The sequence below is a fragment of the Hyphomonas sediminis genome (assembly GCF_019679475.1).
GTDB classification, from domain to species: domain Bacteria; phylum Pseudomonadota; class Alphaproteobacteria; order Caulobacterales; family Hyphomonadaceae; genus Hyphomonas; species Hyphomonas sediminis.
Map to the genome: position 1 here is coordinate 1188166 of NZ_JAIEZP010000001.1, position 15929 is coordinate 1204094.

At 61.0% G+C, this 15929-nt stretch carries 20 protein-coding genes; 10 read left to right on the top strand and 10 right to left on the bottom strand.

Annotated elements, in window-relative coordinates:
- Positions 1-37: 37 nt before the first annotated feature.
- The 5 genes from fzlA to K1X12_RS06095 all read left to right on the top strand — a co-directional run bounded on the left by fzlA (position 38) and on the right by K1X12_RS06095 (position 4194).
- Positions 38-721, top strand: a complete 684-nt coding sequence (fzlA, locus tag K1X12_RS06075; protein WP_225907891.1) for an FtsZ-binding protein FzlA — start codon at positions 38-40, stop codon at positions 719-721.
- Positions 702-1844, top strand: a complete 1143-nt coding sequence (gene queG / locus K1X12_RS06080) for a tRNA epoxyqueuosine(34) reductase QueG (RefSeq protein WP_220986726.1) — start codon at positions 702-704, stop codon at positions 1842-1844. Before fzlA ends, queG begins: the two co-directional genes overlap by 20 nt.
- Complete coding sequence (gene mtgA / locus K1X12_RS06085) at positions 1841-2959, top strand: monofunctional biosynthetic peptidoglycan transglycosylase (RefSeq protein WP_220986727.1); 1119 nt, start codon at positions 1841-1843, stop codon at positions 2957-2959. Before queG ends, mtgA begins: the two co-directional genes overlap by 4 nt.
- Positions 2960-3034: 75 nt before the next feature.
- Positions 3035-3478: a hypothetical protein gene (locus K1X12_RS06090; RefSeq protein WP_220986728.1), complete on the top strand. Its 444-nt coding sequence runs from the start codon at positions 3035-3037 to the stop codon at positions 3476-3478.
- A gap of 302 nt (positions 3479-3780) precedes the next feature.
- Complete coding sequence (locus tag K1X12_RS06095) at positions 3781-4194, top strand: hypothetical protein (protein WP_220986729.1); 414 nt, start codon at positions 3781-3783, stop codon at positions 4192-4194.
- 81 nt (positions 4195-4275) lie between these two features.
- Here K1X12_RS06095 and K1X12_RS06100 read toward each other — a convergent pair whose 3' ends face one another.
- Positions 4276-5193 carry an SDR family NAD(P)-dependent oxidoreductase gene (locus tag K1X12_RS06100; RefSeq protein ID WP_220986730.1) on the bottom strand — a complete coding sequence of 306 codons (918 nt, stop codon included), beginning with the start codon at positions 5191-5193 and terminating at the stop codon, positions 4276-4278.
- A 111-nt stretch (positions 5194-5304) separates the two neighbouring features.
- Here K1X12_RS06100 and K1X12_RS06105 point away from each other — a divergent pair, with 111 nt between their 5' ends.
- The 3 genes from K1X12_RS06105 to K1X12_RS06115 are packed head-to-tail and all read left to right on the top strand — an operon-like array spanning position 5305 to position 6829.
- Positions 5305-5955 carry an HAD-IA family hydrolase gene (locus tag K1X12_RS06105; protein ID WP_220986731.1) on the top strand — a complete coding sequence of 217 codons (651 nt, stop codon included), beginning with the start codon at positions 5305-5307 and terminating at the stop codon, positions 5953-5955.
- Positions 5942-6535, top strand: a complete 594-nt coding sequence (locus K1X12_RS06110; protein WP_220986732.1) for a hypothetical protein — start codon at positions 5942-5944, stop codon at positions 6533-6535. The genes K1X12_RS06105 and K1X12_RS06110 overlap by 14 nt, the downstream gene beginning before the upstream one ends.
- Positions 6536-6829, top strand: coding sequence for a 4a-hydroxytetrahydrobiopterin dehydratase (locus K1X12_RS06115; protein WP_220986733.1), 294 nt, complete (start codon positions 6536-6538; stop codon positions 6827-6829).
- 3 nt (positions 6830-6832) lie between these two features.
- Here K1X12_RS06115 and K1X12_RS06120 read toward each other — a convergent pair whose 3' ends face one another.
- From K1X12_RS06120 to K1X12_RS06135, 4 genes are read right to left on the bottom strand one after another with little or no spacing between them, the layout of a single operon-like run.
- Positions 6833-8374: a carbon-nitrogen hydrolase family protein gene (locus K1X12_RS06120; protein WP_220986734.1), complete on the bottom strand. Its 1542-nt coding sequence runs from the start codon at positions 8372-8374 to the stop codon at positions 6833-6835.
- A gap of 31 nt (positions 8375-8405) precedes the next feature.
- A complete protein-coding gene (locus K1X12_RS17175) occupies positions 8406-9701 on the bottom strand; it encodes an ATP-binding protein (RefSeq protein ID WP_220986735.1) in 1296 nt (431 codons plus the stop codon).
- Between the two features lie 6 nt (positions 9702-9707).
- Positions 9708-10397, bottom strand: a complete 690-nt coding sequence (locus tag K1X12_RS06130) for a response regulator (RefSeq protein WP_220986736.1) — start codon at positions 10395-10397, stop codon at positions 9708-9710.
- A 10-nt stretch (positions 10398-10407) separates the two neighbouring features.
- Complete coding sequence (locus tag K1X12_RS06135) at positions 10408-10872, bottom strand: MarR family winged helix-turn-helix transcriptional regulator (protein ID WP_220986737.1); 465 nt, start codon at positions 10870-10872, stop codon at positions 10408-10410.
- 53 nt (positions 10873-10925) lie between these two features.
- Between K1X12_RS06135 and K1X12_RS06140 the strand changes: the two genes are divergently transcribed.
- Complete coding sequence (locus tag K1X12_RS06140; protein ID WP_220986738.1) at positions 10926-11810, top strand: branched-chain amino acid aminotransferase; 885 nt, start codon at positions 10926-10928, stop codon at positions 11808-11810.
- Positions 11811-11826: 16 nt separating this feature from the next.
- Here the strand turns inward: K1X12_RS06140 and K1X12_RS06145 are convergent, their stop codons facing one another.
- The 3 genes from K1X12_RS06145 to K1X12_RS06155 all read right to left on the bottom strand — a co-directional run bounded on the left by K1X12_RS06145 (position 11827) and on the right by K1X12_RS06155 (position 14456).
- A complete protein-coding gene (locus tag K1X12_RS06145; protein WP_220986739.1) occupies positions 11827-12741 on the bottom strand; it encodes a DMT family transporter in 915 nt (304 codons plus the stop codon).
- Positions 12742-12745: 4 nt separating this feature from the next.
- The gene (locus K1X12_RS06150) at positions 12746-13702 is read right to left on the bottom strand and encodes a calcium/sodium antiporter (protein WP_220986740.1); all 957 of its coding nucleotides are present in this window, start codon (positions 13700-13702) and stop codon (positions 12746-12748) included.
- 112 nt (positions 13703-13814) lie between these two features.
- The gene (locus K1X12_RS06155) at positions 13815-14456 is read right to left on the bottom strand and encodes a peroxiredoxin (protein WP_220986741.1); all 642 of its coding nucleotides are present in this window, start codon (positions 14454-14456) and stop codon (positions 13815-13817) included.
- Positions 14457-14578: 122 nt separating this feature from the next.
- Between K1X12_RS06155 and K1X12_RS06160 the strand changes: the two genes are divergently transcribed.
- Positions 14579-15100, top strand: coding sequence for a SixA phosphatase family protein (locus K1X12_RS06160; RefSeq protein ID WP_220986742.1), 522 nt, complete (start codon positions 14579-14581; stop codon positions 15098-15100).
- A gap of 108 nt (positions 15101-15208) precedes the next feature.
- Here K1X12_RS06160 and K1X12_RS06165 read toward each other — a convergent pair whose 3' ends face one another.
- Both K1X12_RS06165 and K1X12_RS06170 read right to left on the bottom strand, forming a co-directional pair.
- A complete protein-coding gene (locus K1X12_RS06165; protein WP_220986743.1) occupies positions 15209-15514 on the bottom strand; it encodes a UrcA family protein in 306 nt (101 codons plus the stop codon).
- A 75-nt stretch (positions 15515-15589) separates the two neighbouring features.
- On the bottom strand, positions 15590-15775 hold the full coding sequence (locus K1X12_RS06170) for a hypothetical protein (protein ID WP_220986744.1): 186 nt from the start codon (positions 15773-15775) through the stop codon (positions 15590-15592).
- Between the last annotated feature and the right edge of the window lie 154 nt (positions 15776-15929).

Genomic DNA, 15929 nt, shown 5'->3' on the forward strand with positions numbered 1-15929 from the left:
CGCGCGCTCTACCGATCGTTTACGCCTGTTCTCCACAATGGCCCTCATGCTTCGCCTGTATCACTGGCCCCTTGATCCCGCCGGACGCATGGTCCGGCTCGCGCTCGCCGAAAAGGGCGAGCCTTTTGACGCTGTGCCCTCGCGTCCCTGGGCGCCGGAACTGGAGATTGCCTCCATCGCGCCGGGCGCTGTTGCTCCAGCCGTCGTCTCGACCCATGGCAGCTCGCCCTTTGCGGCCAGCGGCACGCGTGCCATCTGCGAGCATCTTGAGGAAGTCCGCCCGGTTCCGCCGCTGCTGCCCGATGATCTCTCCGAGCGCGCCGAGGCCCGCCGCCTGTGGTCCTGGGTCGAGGCCGGCATGGAGGAGGTCACCGACACCCTCCTCTCCGAGCGCGTCATCCAGTGGACCCATCGCGGCCGCCAGCCCGACTCGGAAAAGCTCCGCCGCGGGGCGCACGCCCTGCGCGGCCGGTTGACCTATCTCAACGCTCTCGCTGAAACACGCGGCTATCTCTCTGGCCGTCAGCTCTCCCTCGCTGACCTCGCCGCCGCCGCCCACCTCTCCGCCTACGACTATTTTGGCGATGTGCAGTGGGATGCCGTGCCAGATCTCAAGGCATGGTATATGCGGATCAAGTCGCGGCCCAGTTTCCGGCCGCTCCTTGCAGACCGTCTTGAGGCCGCCCGTCCCGCTCCCCACTATGCAGAGCTCGACTTCTGATCCTGAAGCCCGGCTGAAAGCACGGGCGCTTGCGCTGGGTTTCGATGCCGCCGGCATTGCGCGCGCCGATGAGGCCATCTGGGCGCCCGGCGCACGGCTGAAGGAATTCGTCGCCCTTGGCCGCCATGGCGAAATGGCGTGGATGGAAACGACGCTGGAGCGCCGCAGCGCGCCCACGGCCATGTGGCCCGGCGCCCGCTCGGCCCTTGTCGTGGCCATGAACTACGGCCCCGACCACAATCCCCTCGACACCCTCTCCGAAACCGAGACCGGCAACATCTCCGTCTACGCACGGGGGCGGGACTATCACGACATCATCAAGTCACGCCTCAAACAGCTTGCCGGCGAGGTCGCCCAGATCACCGGCGCGGAGGTAAAGGTCTTCGTCGATACCGCCCCCCTGATGGAAAAGCCGCTGGCCCAGCGCGCGGGCCTCGGCTGGCAGGGCCGCCACACAAACCTTGTCAGCCGCGATCTCGGCTCCTGGTTCTTCCTCGGCACGGTACTCACCAGTGCCGAATTGACGCCCGACCCGGAAGGGGCAGATCATTGCGGCTCCTGCCGCGCCTGCCTCGACATCTGCCCGACCAACGCGTTTCCCGCGCCTTACCAGCTCGACGCCCGCCGCTGCATTTCCTACCTCACCATCGAATATGGCGGGCCGATCCCTGCCGAGTTCCGTGCCCCGATGGGCAACCGCATCTATGGCTGCGATGATTGCCTGGCGGCCTGCCCATGGAACAAGTTCGCCGCCCATGCGTCTGAATCGGCATTGTTTGCACGCGCCGAACTGAAAGGACCTGGCCTGGACGAGCTTGCCGCCCTCGATGACGCGACCTTCCGCGAAGTCTTCTCGGGCTCCCCGGTTAAGCGCTCGGGCCGTGACCGGTTCGTGCGCAATGTCTGCATTGCCATTGGTAATTCGGGGGGCAATTCCGGGCAGGGGCGTCTTGTGGCCAGCCTGCTGCCGCTGTTGGGGGACGCTTCGCCCCTGGTGCGCGGCGCAGCCATCTGGGCGCTCGCCCGCCTTGATCCTGCCCGGTTTGCAGAGGAAAAGGCGCGCCGCCAGCCGTCCGAGCATGATAGGACGGTGACCGCAGAATGGGACGAGACGCCGGCATGAGCGACAGCATCTACGAACAGGCCCAAACTCAGGCCCCGCCTGCGCCCAAGCCGCAAAAGCCGCTCTGGCGCCGCATTCTCGTCGGCGCCGTGCTCGCCGGTGTCGCGGTCTTTGCGGCGTTCCATCTCTATGCGCTCATCCTGCGCTTTGCGCCCACGCCCGGCACGATCCTGATGACCCAGCGCGCGATGCAGGGCGAAGACGTGCGGCGCGATTGGGTCTCGCTCGACAAGATTTCCCCGCGCCTCGTCTATGCCGTCATCGCGGCAGAAGACGCAAAATTCTGCACCCATGGCGGCATCGACTGGGACGCCATCGAACAGGCGCGCGAATACAACGCCAGGAACCCCGGCAAGCGCCGCCGGGGCGGCTCGACCATCAGCCAGCAGACGGCCAAGAACGTCTTCTTCTGGAACGGCGGCGGCATGCCCCGCAAGGCCGGCGAAGCCTGGATGACCTATGTGATCGAAACGGTCTGGGGCAAGCGGCGCATCATGGAGATGTATCTGAATGTCGCCGAATGGGGCGATGGCCTCTTCGGGGCCGAGGCCGCCGCGCAGGCCCGCTTCGGCAAATCGGCAGCAGACCTGACAGAGCGTGAGGCCGCCCTGCTGGCCGCTGTTCTTCCGTCGCCGAACAAATGGAGCGCGGATAATCCGGGTCCTTATGTGCGCCGCCGGGCCAGCTCCATTCAGGGCCGTATGCGCGTCGTTGCCAATGAAGGCTATGCGGCCTGCGTGTTTGGCGGCGAGGTGCCCAAACTTCCGCCCGGCGAGCGTCCCTCCGGCGACACGCCCCGTCCGCCCCCTGTGCTCGAGGACATCCCCGAAGCGCCGGAAACCGGCGACGAGGCCCTCGAGACGCCCACGGAAGAAGAGGGGACAGACGTTCCGCGCAACGCCAATGACGAGCTGAACGATCTGCTGAACTCGGCTGACCAGACTTTCACCGGCGAGCCGCTACCGGAGCCGGCGCCCCCGTCAGAGGCTGCGCCGGAAACATCCGACGTTCCTGCTGCCGAGCCAGCTGCGGAGACTCCGGCAGACCCGGCACCAGCAGACCCGCAACCGGAACAGCCGTCTTCAGGCCCCGCCGAATTGCGCCCGCCGGAATAATCCCCCTTTTCAGGGGAGTGTGTGGCGCTACGCTTCAGGTCAGACTTAATGAAAGTCAGATCCCGGAGCCACGCCATGAAGCCTTTCACCGCCGCTGCGCTTGGCGCACTGTCCATCCTGTTCGTCTGCGGCGCTGCCAGCGCGCAGAGCGCCAAAAGCGTCAATGAGGCCTTTCAGGCAGGGCGCTCCCTTGGCGTCTCGCCGGTCACCGCTGATGAGATGACGCTCTGCGCGGCGTATTGGGAAGTGTGGCGCCAGAGCGCCGAGCGCGATTGGGAGCCGTCTTTCATCGATGCGCTCGATCCTGCCCTCACCGCAGAAGAGGCGGATTTCGCCAGCTACTATTGGGCCAATGAAGCGCAGGCGACTTATGAAGATCAGGATGGTGACCTCTCCGCCTACGAGCCGCAGGTGACGATCGCCGTCGATCAGGCAACGGAGGCATACGACCGCCTGATGCTGCTGATGCCCGAACCCCTCAAAATCTTCGAAACGCTTGGCACCTGCCAAATCCCGTAAGGGGTAGCGCTCCCGCGCCGTTGGAGGTTCGTTGGAGTTTTTTGGGAGTTTTCCGGAAAAAGCTCCAACGGGCCTTCCGCTCGCCCGCACCCCGTCATCCCGGAATTTGCGCAGCAAATATCCGGGACCCAGAACGCCCCAAAACACTCCCTCACTGGGTCCCGGACAAGCGCATTCGCGCTTTCCGGGAAGACGAACCTGGTCTCTCAGCGGCCCAACGCCGAGGAAACCCCGCGCCCTATCCAACACCCAATCCCCACACACGCAACAGATCCCGCCCCGCCTGTCCGGCAGGGCTGCCCATGCTCCATCCTCCGCCTATGGACTACGCCTTTTCCACCCCGCTGCCGGGCCTCAGCCTGCTTCAGCGCCTGCTCTGGCCGCTGATCTTTGTGCAGCTGATCGCCCTGCGCGATTGGGTGCGGGCCCATTATGGCCGCGGCGTGCCTTACTGGATCACCATTTCGAAGTTTGGCCGCGTGCGCCTGCGCCGTCTGCCTACGGATTCCACGCTGAGCTTCGCCGCGCCCGCCTCTTATGCGCCGGCCGGCTATGATTATGCCAGCGGCCTGACGCGCGCCTGTCTGTCTGATGCGTTCTGCGAAGAAGACGCCGCGTCCGTATTCGTATCTGTGCCCGTGCCTGTAGCGGGCATCGCGCCGATGCCCCAAACGCAATCGGGGCAGGCTTTGGCAGCCCGCCCCGACACGTCTTAGCTTTTTCTGCCGTCCCCGGATTACCGGGGAGACGCATTTTGCCGGGCAGCCCAAGGGCTGCGCCGGGCAAAGCTGCTGGCGTCAGATTGGCTCGTAGGGGAACACAGAGGTCGTCGCGCCCAGATCGGTAAAGTCGGGCGACATCGCCGGGAAGCATTGTGCCAGCAGCGACTCCGGGTTCCAGCCTTCCAGGCGGGCCACCGATTTCACCGGACGCGGCTGGTCGAACAGGACAACTTCATTGCCGCGGACGCCGAAGATCTGGCCGCTGACATTCGAGGCGCCATCCGAGCAGAGCGCGATGGCGACCTGTGCCACCTGATCGGCGCGCATGCCGTTTTTCATCCGCTCGACACGCTGGGCGGCGGCTTCGTCTTTCACCGGGATCGAGGCGATCATGCGGGTCCAGGCGAACGGCGCGATGATGTTGGAGCGAACATTCTTGGACGCGCCTTCCATGGCGATGATGCGCGAAAGGCCAGCAATGCCCAGCTTGGCGGCGGCATAGTTTGCCTGGCCGATATTGCCGATCAGGCCGGAGGTGGAGGTGAACAGCACATAGTTGCCGCGTTCCTGCTCGCGGAAATACTCGATTGCCGCGCGCGTCACATTGAACGAGCCATGCAGGTGAACGTCGATCACGGCTTTCCAGTCGGCTTCGCTCATCTTGTGGAACATGCCGTCCCGCAGGATGCCCGCCGGGTTGATGATCGAGTCGAGGCGGCCGAACGTGTCGAGTGCCTGCGTCACCATGCCGGAGACAGCCGCATAATCGGTCACGCTCTCGGAGTTGGAGACCGCTTCGCCACCGGCGGCGCGGATTTCCGCTGCGACAGCCTCCGCCGGGCCTGCATCGCCCTCATCGCCGCCCTTCAGGCCGCCGCCAAGGTCGTTGACGATGACTTTTGCGCCTTCGCGCGCTGCCAGAAGCGCACATTCCTTGCCGATCCCGTTACCGCCACCGGTTACCAGAACCACTTTGCCGTCTAGAACACCCATGAGTTCCTCCTTGTTTGTCGCGCCGGACACTACCGGCCAGAAGCTCCGCTGCAAGGGGCGTGAGAAAATCAAGATTTGAAATGCCTCGCCTGAGCGGCTAGCAAGCCGGTCATGACACGCACATTTCAGGCAGTAATCTGGGACTTCGGCGGGGTATTCACCTCCTCGCCCTTCGAGGCATTCAACCGGTATGAGGCCGAAAAAGGCCTGCCGAAGGACTTCATCCGCTCGGTCAATGCGGTCAATCCGCTGGAAAACGCCTGGGCCAAGCTCGAACGCAGCCTTGTTGGCGCCGACGAGTTCGACGGTCTCTTTCGGGCCGAAGCGGTCTCCATGGGCCATGATGTGCCCGGCAAGGATATCCTCGGCCTCCTGTCGGGCCATCTGCGCCCGCGCGTCGTCAATGCCCTCAAGGTCTGCAAAGGCCACGGCAAGGTCGGCTGCATCACCAATAACGCGCCCATCGGGAAGGGCGCTTCGATGACGAATGACGACAAGAAGGCCAGCGAGCTTGCCGCCGTCTTCGATCAGTTCGATCACCTGATCGAAAGCTCGAAGCTCGGCATTCGCAAGCCCGATCCACGCATCTACGCCCTGATGTGCGAAGCCCTCGATGTTGATCCCAAGAACTGCGTCTATCTCGACGATCTCGGCATCAACCTGAAGCCGGCCCGCGAAATGGGCATGGCAACTATCAAGGTGACCAGCGAAGAACAATTGCTGGCCGATCTGGAAGCCATCACCGGCTATGCGGTGCGCTAGCAGCATCCTCGCCCTCCTGCTGGGAACGCTCGCGGCCTGCTCGCAGGCCGAACCCGAGGTTGTGGTGCCTATTGGCCCTCCGGTGCCGTCCGAATCCCTGACCCAGGCGCCGCAAGTGCCGGAACCTGTCGAGCTGTCGACCGAAGCGGCCGACATGAAGGCGGAAATCCTGCGCCACGCCGAACGCGGCGCGCTGCGCAGCCTCGCGCGCCTCGCCGATAAGCAGGAAGGTTTCATCTCCAATGTCGGCGGCCAGGATCATTACGAGTTCTGGGATCTACTCCGCCGCACCGGCGTCGATCCCAACCGCAAGATCAGGGAACTCTTCCTGGAGCCCCCTGGTGAGCGCGAAGTCGATGGGGAAATCTGGTTTGTCTGGCCAGACCTTGCCGCCAAGGATTCCCGCGACCTGATCCCCGAAAAACTAACCTTTGTAGAACGCCGCCGCCTGCGCGAACTGATCGGCGAAGATGGCATTGCCCGCATCCGTGCCGGCGAAGGCTATCCCGGCATGCGCGCGGCGATATCGGCAAACGGCCGCTGGATCTATTTCGTCCTCGGCCAGGATGGAGAAGATTGAATGACGCTGAAGATCGGTGCAGATGCCGCCCTCAAAGCCCTGCGCGGCTGGACCAGGATGGAAGGGGAGCGCGACGCGATCCAGAAGTCCTACCGCTTCGCCGACTTCAAATCGGCCTTCGCCTTCATGTCGGCCACGGCGCTCAAGGCCGAACAGATGGATCACCATCCCGAATGGTTCAACGTCTACAACAAGGTAGACGTTATCCTGACGACGCATGACGCCGACGGCGTAACGCAAAAGGATCTGGAACTTGCCGGCTTCATGGACCAGCTTGCTTCGCGGCTCGGCTAGGCCTTACTTCCAGGCGACCCGATAGAGGTCAAACCGGCGATCCTTGAGGTTCTGCACCGCTCCGGACTGACGGGCGGTAAGCAGGTCCGACAGGGAAAGGTCGGCAATCGCGACCGTTTCGGTGTTGGGCGCTGTGTCAGCGGCAACGCCGTCGCGGGCGAACGGGAAGTCCGACGGGGTAAGGATGCAGCTTTCCGCGTAGTGAATGTCCATATTCTCGACATTCGGAAGGTTTCCAACGACGCCGGAGAGAACGACGTAGCATTGGTTCTCGATGGCTCGGGCGGCGCAGCAATACCGTACACGGAGATAGCCGCGGCGCTCGTCGGTGCAGAACGGAACGAACAGCATCAGCGCGCCCTGATCGACGAGATGGCGCGCGATCTCCGGGAATTCGGAATCGTAGCAGATCATCACGCCAATCGGACCGCAATCTGTCTGGATGACGGAGTTGCCCTCGCCGCCCTTGATGTTCCACCAGGTGCGTTCCGAGGGCGTCGGATGCAGCTTCTGCTGGGTGTGAACGGAGCCGTCACGCAGGAAGATGTAAGCGACGTTGTGAATGTCGCCGTCTTCCATCCGGGAAGGGTGAGAGCCGCCGATGATGTTGATGTTGTAGGAGACCGCCAGCCGCTCCATGAAGGCAATGAAGCGCGGCGTGTATTCGGAAATCTTTTCAATTGCTTCCACGGGGCCGAGCGGCTTGCTCTCAAGCGAGAGCAGCTGAAGCGTAAACAGCTCCGGGAACGTCACAAAGTCCGCCCGGTAGTCCGATGCGATATCGACGAAATATTCCACCTGCTGCTCGAAATCATCAATCGAATTGATGCGGCGCATCTGGAACTGTACCGTAGCAACGCGCACCCGCTCAGGTAGGGCAGTGTCACCGAGGCTGGGCTTTGCCTTGATCGTTTCCTGGGCTAGGGGATTGCGCCAGAACATCTGGGTGGCATGGCCGCAGGATTCAAAATCCTCTGGCATGTAATTTCTCAGTATACCCACGAGCTCAAATCCCTGGCGAAGCTGAAAGCTCAGCACCGGGTCGCGCAGCTTCGATGATTTTACGGCTTCGACATAGTCGGCAGGGTTTGGATACTCCCTTTGATGGCGCTGATAGCCCGGAATGCGGCCGCCAAACAGGATGCCCTTCAGCTCCAGCCACTGGCATAGATCCTGGCGGACTTTGTAAAACCGTTGGCCAATGCGTAGGCGGCGGAACTCGGAATCGACAATGACATCCATGCCGTAGAGCATGTCGCCTTCCGGATCGTGCCGGGCGGCAAAGCCGCCGCCGGTGATCTCGTTCCAGGTGTGCGGCGCCAATGCGGTGGATGAGTTGATCATGAATGTGACGCAGTGACCAACGATCTGGCCTTCGAACTCGGCAACGAATTGGCCGTCCGGAAACTTGTTGATCTGTCCGGCAATCTGATCGGCCGTATAGCCATAGGCGACGCCATAAACCTTTTCATACAGCGGAAGGATTGCCGGAATGTCTCTCGGCTTGGCGTTTCGGATGACAAGTTTCGTGCGTGTGGCCGTCATGGTTTCTCCGATGAACTTCCTGCGCTTTTATTTAGTGTGGCAATCTTAAAATTGCGCGTAGCCCTCCCAGTGGACTCTGCGCAAGACGCACGTCACCGCCATGAAGCCGAGCGGTATCGCGGGCCAGCGTGAGGCCCAATCCGGAACCAGCCGCATTCTGGGTGCGTGCCTCGTCTAGTCGCGAGAAGGGGCGGAACGCCTCTTCGTGGCGTTCTGGCAATATGCCGGGACCATCATCATCGACGACGATTTCGACCCAATGGGGGCCGTCGAGGACCGTGATCTGTGCGCTGGTAGCGTACTTCAGCGCATTTGAAACCAGGTTGGAAATCGCTCGCTTCAAGGCGAGCGGCCGCCCGCGGATGACAAGATTATCCGGACCGATCACCGGGACATTCCGTCCAAAACCTGCCGCGATTTCGTGCGCGAGGCTGACAATGTCGAAGTCGGTTGTCTCGTCTCCCTCTTCGCCGCGCGCAAAGGCGAGGTACTCGTCGAGCATCATGGCCATGTCATCAAGGTCGCGCTTGGCTGCCTTAAGATCGTCCGTTTCCGGCATAAGCGCGAGGGTGAGCTTCAGGCGGGTAAGCGGTGTGCGAAGATCGTGGCTCACGCCTGCCAGCATAGCGGTGCGTTGTTCGGCAAAGGCCGTCAGGCGGTTTTTCATGTCAATGATCGCACGGGCGGCGTCGCGCACTTCGGTTGCCCCCGATGGACGGAAACCGTCTAGATCCCGCCCTCGACCGAAGGCGCGTGCGGCTTCCGATAGGCGGATGATGGATCGAACCTGCTGGTTCAGGAATCCGATCGCCAGAGCGACCATCAGCAGGGAGAAGAAAATCACCCACACCATGAAAAAGTGGGAATTGATAACGAGTGCGCGTTTGCGGTCGACAACGATCTCGCCGATTTTGTCATTCACTTCAAACCGGATGTGGAGCTTTGTATTGTCCGGCGCCTGACCAATATACATACCCGTTCCGAGGCGATTGACGAGCTCGCCCCGAAGAATATGGCTGTAGGGGAAATCAGCCTTGAGGAGGCTTCTGGGAACAGCATTCGGCTTCAGATCACAGTGAAACTCCGTTTCCAGAACATACTGGATGCGAGCATAGTCGGTCGGACCGTAATCCGGGTCGAGGCATGCGCTGCGGATCAACGCCGCATCCCGCCCGATGCCTTGCCCGAGCTTGCGGTTCACCTCCGCGATGTGGCTGGAATAATAGTACCAGGTCATGAGGCTGAGGATCAGCAGGACCGGCGCCAGTATCAGCAGCAAGCTGCGGGCATATAGGCCACGGGGGGTAATGTCGCGAAGGCGGGCCACGGCCGGTCAGTCCGGCATCAGGCGGTAGCCGATGCCCCGCACGGTCTGAATATGGATTGGCTCTTTGGGGTTTGGTTCGATCTTCCGGCGCAGGCGCGTGACCTGCACATCTACAGACCGCTCCAATCCTGCCGAGGTTAATTCGGCCAGGTCTTCCCGGCTTATCGCTTCGCCCGGCGCATGGGCGAGTATGGTCAGCAGCTGGAGTTCGGCGTCGGTCAGGCGAATACGCTGGTCGCCCGCTTTCAGTTCGCCGCGTTCGACATTGAACACCAGGCCGGACATCTCGATCTCTTCAGGGGGAGGGGCGGGCTTTTGCGAGCGGCGCAGGATGGCTTCGCATCGAAGCGCGAGTTCTTCAGGTTCGAATGGCTTGGCCAGATAGTCGTCTGCACCGAGGCGCAGCCCCTCGATCCTGTCGCGGGCTTCCCCGCGGGCGGTCAGAAGCATGACTGGCGTTGCCTTTGCCGGGCTGGACCGAATGCGTTCAAGCAGCTCGAGACCGGTCTCGCCCGGCATCATGATATCCAGAACGGCGAGATCGAAGGTCATGTTGTCCATCAGGCGGCGTGCGCCGGCTGCGTCCGGGGCGCCGGTGACGCGATAACCCTTCATTGTCAGAAAGCGTTTGGTGAGATCACGGATGCGATCATCGTCGTCAACGATCAGGATATGGGCAGGTTCACGAGTGCTCATGCTGGCTGCCTCACTTCACCAGCGCCTCAAGCAGGAAGCGCGCGCCGGCGACTGCTTCAGGGCCACACGCCCGGAATGCCAGCCGGAGGCGCTCGCGCAATTCGATCGCGATGGGGGTGGTCAACGTCGTTCCTGCATCTGAAAGGACCAGCTTGCGGCGTCGGCCATCGCTCCCTTCCCGCTCCCTTTCGATCAGCCCGCGCGTGTCCAACTGGCCGATGATCCGGGCAAAAGTCGGCACAGTCATCCCCAGCTGGTTCCGCAACTGGCTCACGGTCAGGCCTGGCCGGTGTCGAATGGCCATGAGAATCTGCATCTCAGACTTGCTCAAACCAGCCTTTTTACGGGCCTCTTCAGCAGCGCGCATAAGCTCATCTGCCCCTGAAATCAGGAGACCTGCGCCTCTGTCGAGTTCCTGATCGATCAGGAAGAGGCGGGGATCAAATGGGCGGTTCAGGTTGACGGATTGGGCCATAAGTCGGAAATGAACGCGAACCTAACCAAAAGTGCAAGCGAGGAGCGTACTCAATGGCTGCCATCCCTTATGATGACCGTGACGGATACATCTGGATGGATGGGTCTTTTGTACCCTGGCGTGACACCAAAGTGCACGTCCTGACCCATGCGCTTCACTATGCTTCTTCGGTGTTTGAGGGGGAGCGGGCCTATAGCGGCAAGATTTTCCGCTCGCTTGACCATTCCAAGCGGCTGCACAATTCGGCAAAGATTATGGGCTTCGATATTCCTTTCAGCGTTGAGGAAATCGAGCGCGCGAAAAAGGAGGCTTTGGAGAAATCCGGCCTCGACAGCGCCTATGTGCGCGCAGTCGCGTGGCGTGGATCCGAAATGATGGGTGTTTCGGCGCAGAACAATACCATCCACCTGGCCGTGGCTGTCTGGCATTGGGGCGACTATTTTGCCGACAAGATGAAGGGCATCCGCCTGACCCATGCCGAATGGCGCCGCCCGGCGCCGGACACTGCGCCCTGCCATGCCAAGGCTGCCGGCCTCTACATGATCTGTACCCTTTCCAAGCATGCGGCAGAGAAGGCCGGCTATCAGGACGCCCTGATGCTCGATTATCGCGGCCAGATTGCCGAGGCGACCGGGGCGAATATCTTCTTCGTGCGCGATGGCGCCCTGCATACGCCGACGCCTGATTGCTTCCTGAACGGCCTGACCCGCCAGACGACGATTGCGCTGGCCAAGGCACGCCAGATCGACGTGGTTGAACGGGCGATCTTTCCCGATGAGCTCTCGACCTTCTCCGAGTGCTTCATCACCGGGTCGGCCGCCGAGATCACGCCGGTCGCGGAGATTGGCGTGCATCGCTACACGCCGGGCCAGATCAGCCTTTCGCTGGCGGAAGACTATTCCAACCTCTGCAATGGCAAGCTTGAACTGGCGCTTTGATCTTTCACGCTTTAGGTCAGGTCAGAATATCGCTCGCTGGCAGCTTAGCTTGCCGGCGGGCAACGAAGTGTGTTTCGAAAGCAACGACCAGGCAGGCGGCAATGATGATCGCGGCACCTGCCCAAACGCGCCAGCCGGGGATCTCCTGAAAGAAGGCGTATCCAATCAGGGCGGACCAGATCAGTCCGGTATATTCGAACGGTGCCAGCGTTTGCGCTTTCTCTCGGGCATAGGCCATCGTCATCAGCCACCAGATGCCAATACCGAATAGCGAGGCGCCGATAAGAGGCGACCAGGCAGCGGCATTGATTGGAAGTGGATCTGAAAACACAAACATGAATGGCGCCAGGAACAGCGCCGGGAAGATGTTCATGAAGGTGACAAGCGTCAGGCTGTCCTCTTCCTTCGTCCGCAGGCGAAGTAAAACGATGTTCAGGGCGTACAATACTGCCGAGCCAAGCACGGCAATCGTTCCATAAAGCCGGTTGCCGTCTGCGGGCGCGCCGGCCGTCTCTGCAGTCGCTGCCAGAGCGGCGCCGCAAAAGCCGATCAATGAGGCGCAGATCGTAACCGGGCTCATCTTCTCGCCGAGTATCACGCGGGCAATTGGCGCGATCATGAGCGCTGCGGTGAAGCCCATCACCACGGCTTCTGCCAGCGCGATCTGGGTCAGCGAGTAGAAAAAGCAGAAGGCGGAAATCACCTGTGCAAGTGATCTCAGCGCATGAAAGCGAATTGCCGGCAGCGATGGGAATGGGCGGCGGGAAGCCGCAAATAGTGCGGTCATGATGATGGCGCCGAGCGTGTAGCGCCAGGTGGTCGCCGTGATCACGCTGGTGCCGCTCTGCATGACGTACTTCATCATCGCGTCGATGCCGCAACCGAAAAGGACACCAAAGCAGACGAGCAGAATTGGGTGAGGTGTGCGCATACGTTCAAGCCGCCGCGTTGAGGGCGAGCCAGCCAACATAAGCGCCGTAAGCAGCCAGCATGATTGCGCCCTCGATGCGTGTTACCTTCCAGCGCGACGTGGCGGCCACGAACAGCAGTGCGGAGGCGGCGAGCATGACCCAGATGTCAAGCTGGATGATTTCAGCGGGTACCGGGATGGGTTTGACAATGGATGTGACGCCAAGGATGCCCAATACATTGTAGATGTTGGAGCCTACAATATTGCCGAAAGCAATGTCGCCTTGCTTTCGCAGGGACGCCATCACCGAGGTGATCAGTTCCGGGAGGGACGTGCCGACTGCGACAATGGTGAGCCCGATGATCGTCTCGGAAATCGAGAACATTCTGGCGAGATCGATCGCGCCGCTCACCAGGAACCGTGCTCCGAGCATCGTCATGACAAGTCCGCCGGCAACGAAAGCAAGGTCAATGGCGATTGCGCCGGCGCTTGCCTTTGGCGCTGGCGCCGGCCGGCCGGTCCCGACGGCGACGGTGGAGGTCTTGCGATCCTGCTGAAATGCAAACCAGATATAGCCCGCAAGCGTCAGCACAAAGAAGATGCCCATCCAGCGCGTCAATTGCCCCAGCAAAACGGCGGAGGCGCAAAACAGCATGGCGATGGCCAGGACGATGCCGTCTCGCTTGAACGTGTCCTTTGCGACAGCGACCGGCGCAATGATGGCTGCGGCGCCAAGGATCAACAGAATGTTTGCGGTGTTGGAGCCAACCACATTGCCGACCGCGATGCCCGGAGAGCCGGCAAAGGCGGCTTGCAGGCTGGTGACGAGTTCGGGTGTTGAGGTGCCGAAGCCAACCAGAGTGAGGCCAATCAGCAGCGGTGATACGCTGAACTTTTCCGCCAGCTTGACGGCGCCTCTGACGAGGCATTCGCCACCAGCCACGAGCAGAACAAGGCCGAGCACGAGAGACACAAAAAGCATGGATGAATTTCCCCGAAGGCACATCGCCGGCCGAGGATTTGGCCTATCCGAGAGCTTTGAGGAAGATGACGTCTGAAAAATATTCTTCGCTAGGCGCGGTCGCGGTGTCGGATCAAGCCTTGTTGGGCTGTGGCGTCAGACGGAGGTAAGGTTTCACCGTCTTGTAGCCTTTCGGGAACAGCCGCTGCATCTCGGCGAAGTCTTGGAGGGAGGGCGCGATGATAACATCTTCACCATCTTTCCAGTTCACCGGCGTGGCGACCTTGTATCCATCTGTCAGCTGCAGTGAATCCAGCAGTCTCAGGATTTCATCAAAATTTCGGCCGGTGCTCGGCGGATAAATAATCGAGGCGCGGATTTTCTTGTCTGGATCAACGATATAGACCGCCCTCACTGTGACCTTAGCGTCCGCGCCGGGGTGGATCATGTTGTAAAGGGTCGCAATCTTCTTTTCCGGGTCCGCGATGATGGGAAAGTTGACCGCAGCACCCTGCGTCTCCTCGATGTCGCCAATCCAAGCGCGGTGTGACTCGAGAGTATCGACCGAGATCACGAGCGCCTTTGTTCCGCGCCGCGAGAGTTCTCCTTTGAGCTTCGCCGTGTAGCCAAGTTCGGTTGTGCATACCGGCGTAAAGTCGGCGGGGTGCGAAAAGAAGATGACCCAATCCTTGCCGGCCCAGTCGTGAAACCTGATGCGGCCCTCGGTTGTCTCAGCTTCGAAGTCAGGTGCGACATCACCGATCAGAAGGCTCATCTTTTCGTCTCGCTGCTATTGATTTTCCTTGTATTAGTAGTGCCTAAGAACCGGCAGACCAATTAAGAGCCCCTGATTCAGTCCATGAGAATTCCTCTTCAGTTCAAGGTGTGGACCAAGGCATGAAACGCCTGGTCCTGATGCGCCACGCCAAGACCGAACCCTGGAGTGAGGGGATCGATGATTTCAGCCGGGCGCTGACGCCGCAGGGGCATGCGGACGCAACGCGCATGGCAGAAGAGATTGTTGCGATGGGGTGGAGTCCTGAACGCATTCTCGTTTCCAGCGCCCGCAGGGCCCGGGAGACCTGCTCAGAAGTTGCCAAGGTGGTGACGGGAGAGAGGGTCCGCCCCATGGAGGCGCTTTACCTTACAGGCGTGAGAGGCTTGACCGAGGCGGTCACCCAGAATGACGGCGCCAAGGTTCTGATGTTGATCGGACACAATCCGGGTCTCCATGATTTTGCGCTGAGCATCCTGAGGGAAGGTGGCTCAATGGACCATGCCGCCGCATTGCGCCTGCACGAGAAGTTTCCGACCAGCTGTGCTGCGCTTTTCGAAACAGAGGAAGACGGAGCTTTTGTGCCGGCTCATTTCAAGCTTGCGCATGTCTTGCGTGCCAAGGATTTCCGCGACGCTGACTGACAAAAAAACCGCCTCCGCCCAGATGGGCAGAAGGCGGGAGGAGCCACGGTTCCGTGGAGGGTCAGGGCTGAGAGGCTCGGGGATCAGGAACCGTGATTTGCGCACCGCTTAGCGGTGTTCTGCGTGCACAGCGGTCAGCTGCGGATTGTCAATCGAGAGGACTGTGCGATCCATGGTTTTGCTAATGCAGAATGTTCGCGCGTAGCCGCCTGCGAAGATCCGATCAGTCATTTCTGCTTTGCAGCGCTCAGCGACTTGCTGGCGAATGCTGTCGTATTCTGCTTCGGCGCCGCTGCGCGTCGTCAGGTTCTCGGCTGTGTATGCAACTTCCATTTTGAAAGTATCTGAGGCGGCAAGCGCAGGGGCTGCGATTGTTGCTGCGGCGAGGGCGGTGGCGATGATGAAGCGTTTCATGGGCGTTTCCTGAGGGGTTGGCGTTTCTAGGGGGGGCAGCCGAGCCAGGGGAGAGCCCGGCTGCTCTTTAGCCGCTTAGTTGCGGGCTTCGCGGCGGTTGAAACGGCGGCGGCGTGCGACCAGAAGGTTGCGGCGGCCCTCCTTGCCAACGTCGTTCGCTGGAATGGACCGGAAGTCGGCATCGCCGGAGACGAGGCCGTAGGCCAGGACACCTTCGAACACCATGGGTCCGTTGTCGCTGAGACGGGCACGGGGGGACATAACTTGATACTCCTTCTTGTTGGTCGGTTTGTCCGTTCTTCTCGTTGGCGGGCTCTTCCCGCCGCCGATGAGAACTAGATAGATCAGATATTATTGTTTTTCAATATTAAATTATCGAAAAAAAATAAATCATAATAAAAACAAGGACATAATT

Coding starts and splice junctions, on each gene's coding strand:
- K1X12_RS06130 (WP_220986736.1), bottom strand. CDS start 10,397: ATGAGCACTCGTGAACCTGCCCATATCCTGATCGTTGACGACGATGAT.
- K1X12_RS06170 (WP_220986744.1), bottom strand. CDS start 15,775: ATGTCCCCCCGTGCCCGTCTCAGCGACAACGGACCCATGGTGTTCGAA.
- K1X12_RS06100 (WP_220986730.1), bottom strand. CDS start 5,193: ATGGGTGTTCTAGACGGCAAAGTGGTTCTGGTAACCGGTGGCGGTAAC.
- K1X12_RS06105 (WP_220986731.1), top strand. CDS start 5,305: ATGACACGCACATTTCAGGCAGTAATCTGGGACTTCGGCGGGGTATTC.
- K1X12_RS06115 (WP_220986733.1), top strand. CDS start 6,536: ATGACGCTGAAGATCGGTGCAGATGCCGCCCTCAAAGCCCTGCGCGGC.
- K1X12_RS06155 (WP_220986741.1), bottom strand. CDS start 14,456: ATGAGCCTTCTGATCGGTGATGTCGCACCTGACTTCGAAGCTGAGACA.
- K1X12_RS06140 (WP_220986738.1), top strand. CDS start 10,926: ATGGCTGCCATCCCTTATGATGACCGTGACGGATACATCTGGATGGAT.
- fzlA (WP_225907891.1), top strand. CDS start 38: ATGGCCCTCATGCTTCGCCTGTATCACTGGCCCCTTGATCCCGCCGGA.
- K1X12_RS06090 (WP_220986728.1), top strand. CDS start 3,035: ATGAAGCCTTTCACCGCCGCTGCGCTTGGCGCACTGTCCATCCTGTTC.
- mtgA (WP_220986727.1), top strand. CDS start 1,841: ATGAGCGACAGCATCTACGAACAGGCCCAAACTCAGGCCCCGCCTGCG.
- K1X12_RS06145 (WP_220986739.1), bottom strand. CDS start 12,741: ATGCGCACACCTCACCCAATTCTGCTCGTCTGCTTTGGTGTCCTTTTC.
- K1X12_RS06135 (WP_220986737.1), bottom strand. CDS start 10,872: ATGGCCCAATCCGTCAACCTGAACCGCCCATTTGATCCCCGCCTCTTC.
- K1X12_RS06095 (WP_220986729.1), top strand. CDS start 3,781: ATGCTCCATCCTCCGCCTATGGACTACGCCTTTTCCACCCCGCTGCCG.
- queG (WP_220986726.1), top strand. CDS start 702: ATGCAGAGCTCGACTTCTGATCCTGAAGCCCGGCTGAAAGCACGGGCG.
- K1X12_RS06150 (WP_220986740.1), bottom strand. CDS start 13,702: ATGCTTTTTGTGTCTCTCGTGCTCGGCCTTGTTCTGCTCGTGGCTGGT.
- K1X12_RS06160 (WP_220986742.1), top strand. CDS start 14,579: ATGAAACGCCTGGTCCTGATGCGCCACGCCAAGACCGAACCCTGGAGT.
- K1X12_RS06120 (WP_220986734.1), bottom strand. CDS start 8,374: ATGACGGCCACACGCACGAAACTTGTCATCCGAAACGCCAAGCCGAGA.
- K1X12_RS06110 (WP_220986732.1), top strand. CDS start 5,942: ATGCGGTGCGCTAGCAGCATCCTCGCCCTCCTGCTGGGAACGCTCGCG.
- K1X12_RS06165 (WP_220986743.1), bottom strand. CDS start 15,514: ATGAAACGCTTCATCATCGCCACCGCCCTCGCCGCAGCAACAATCGCA.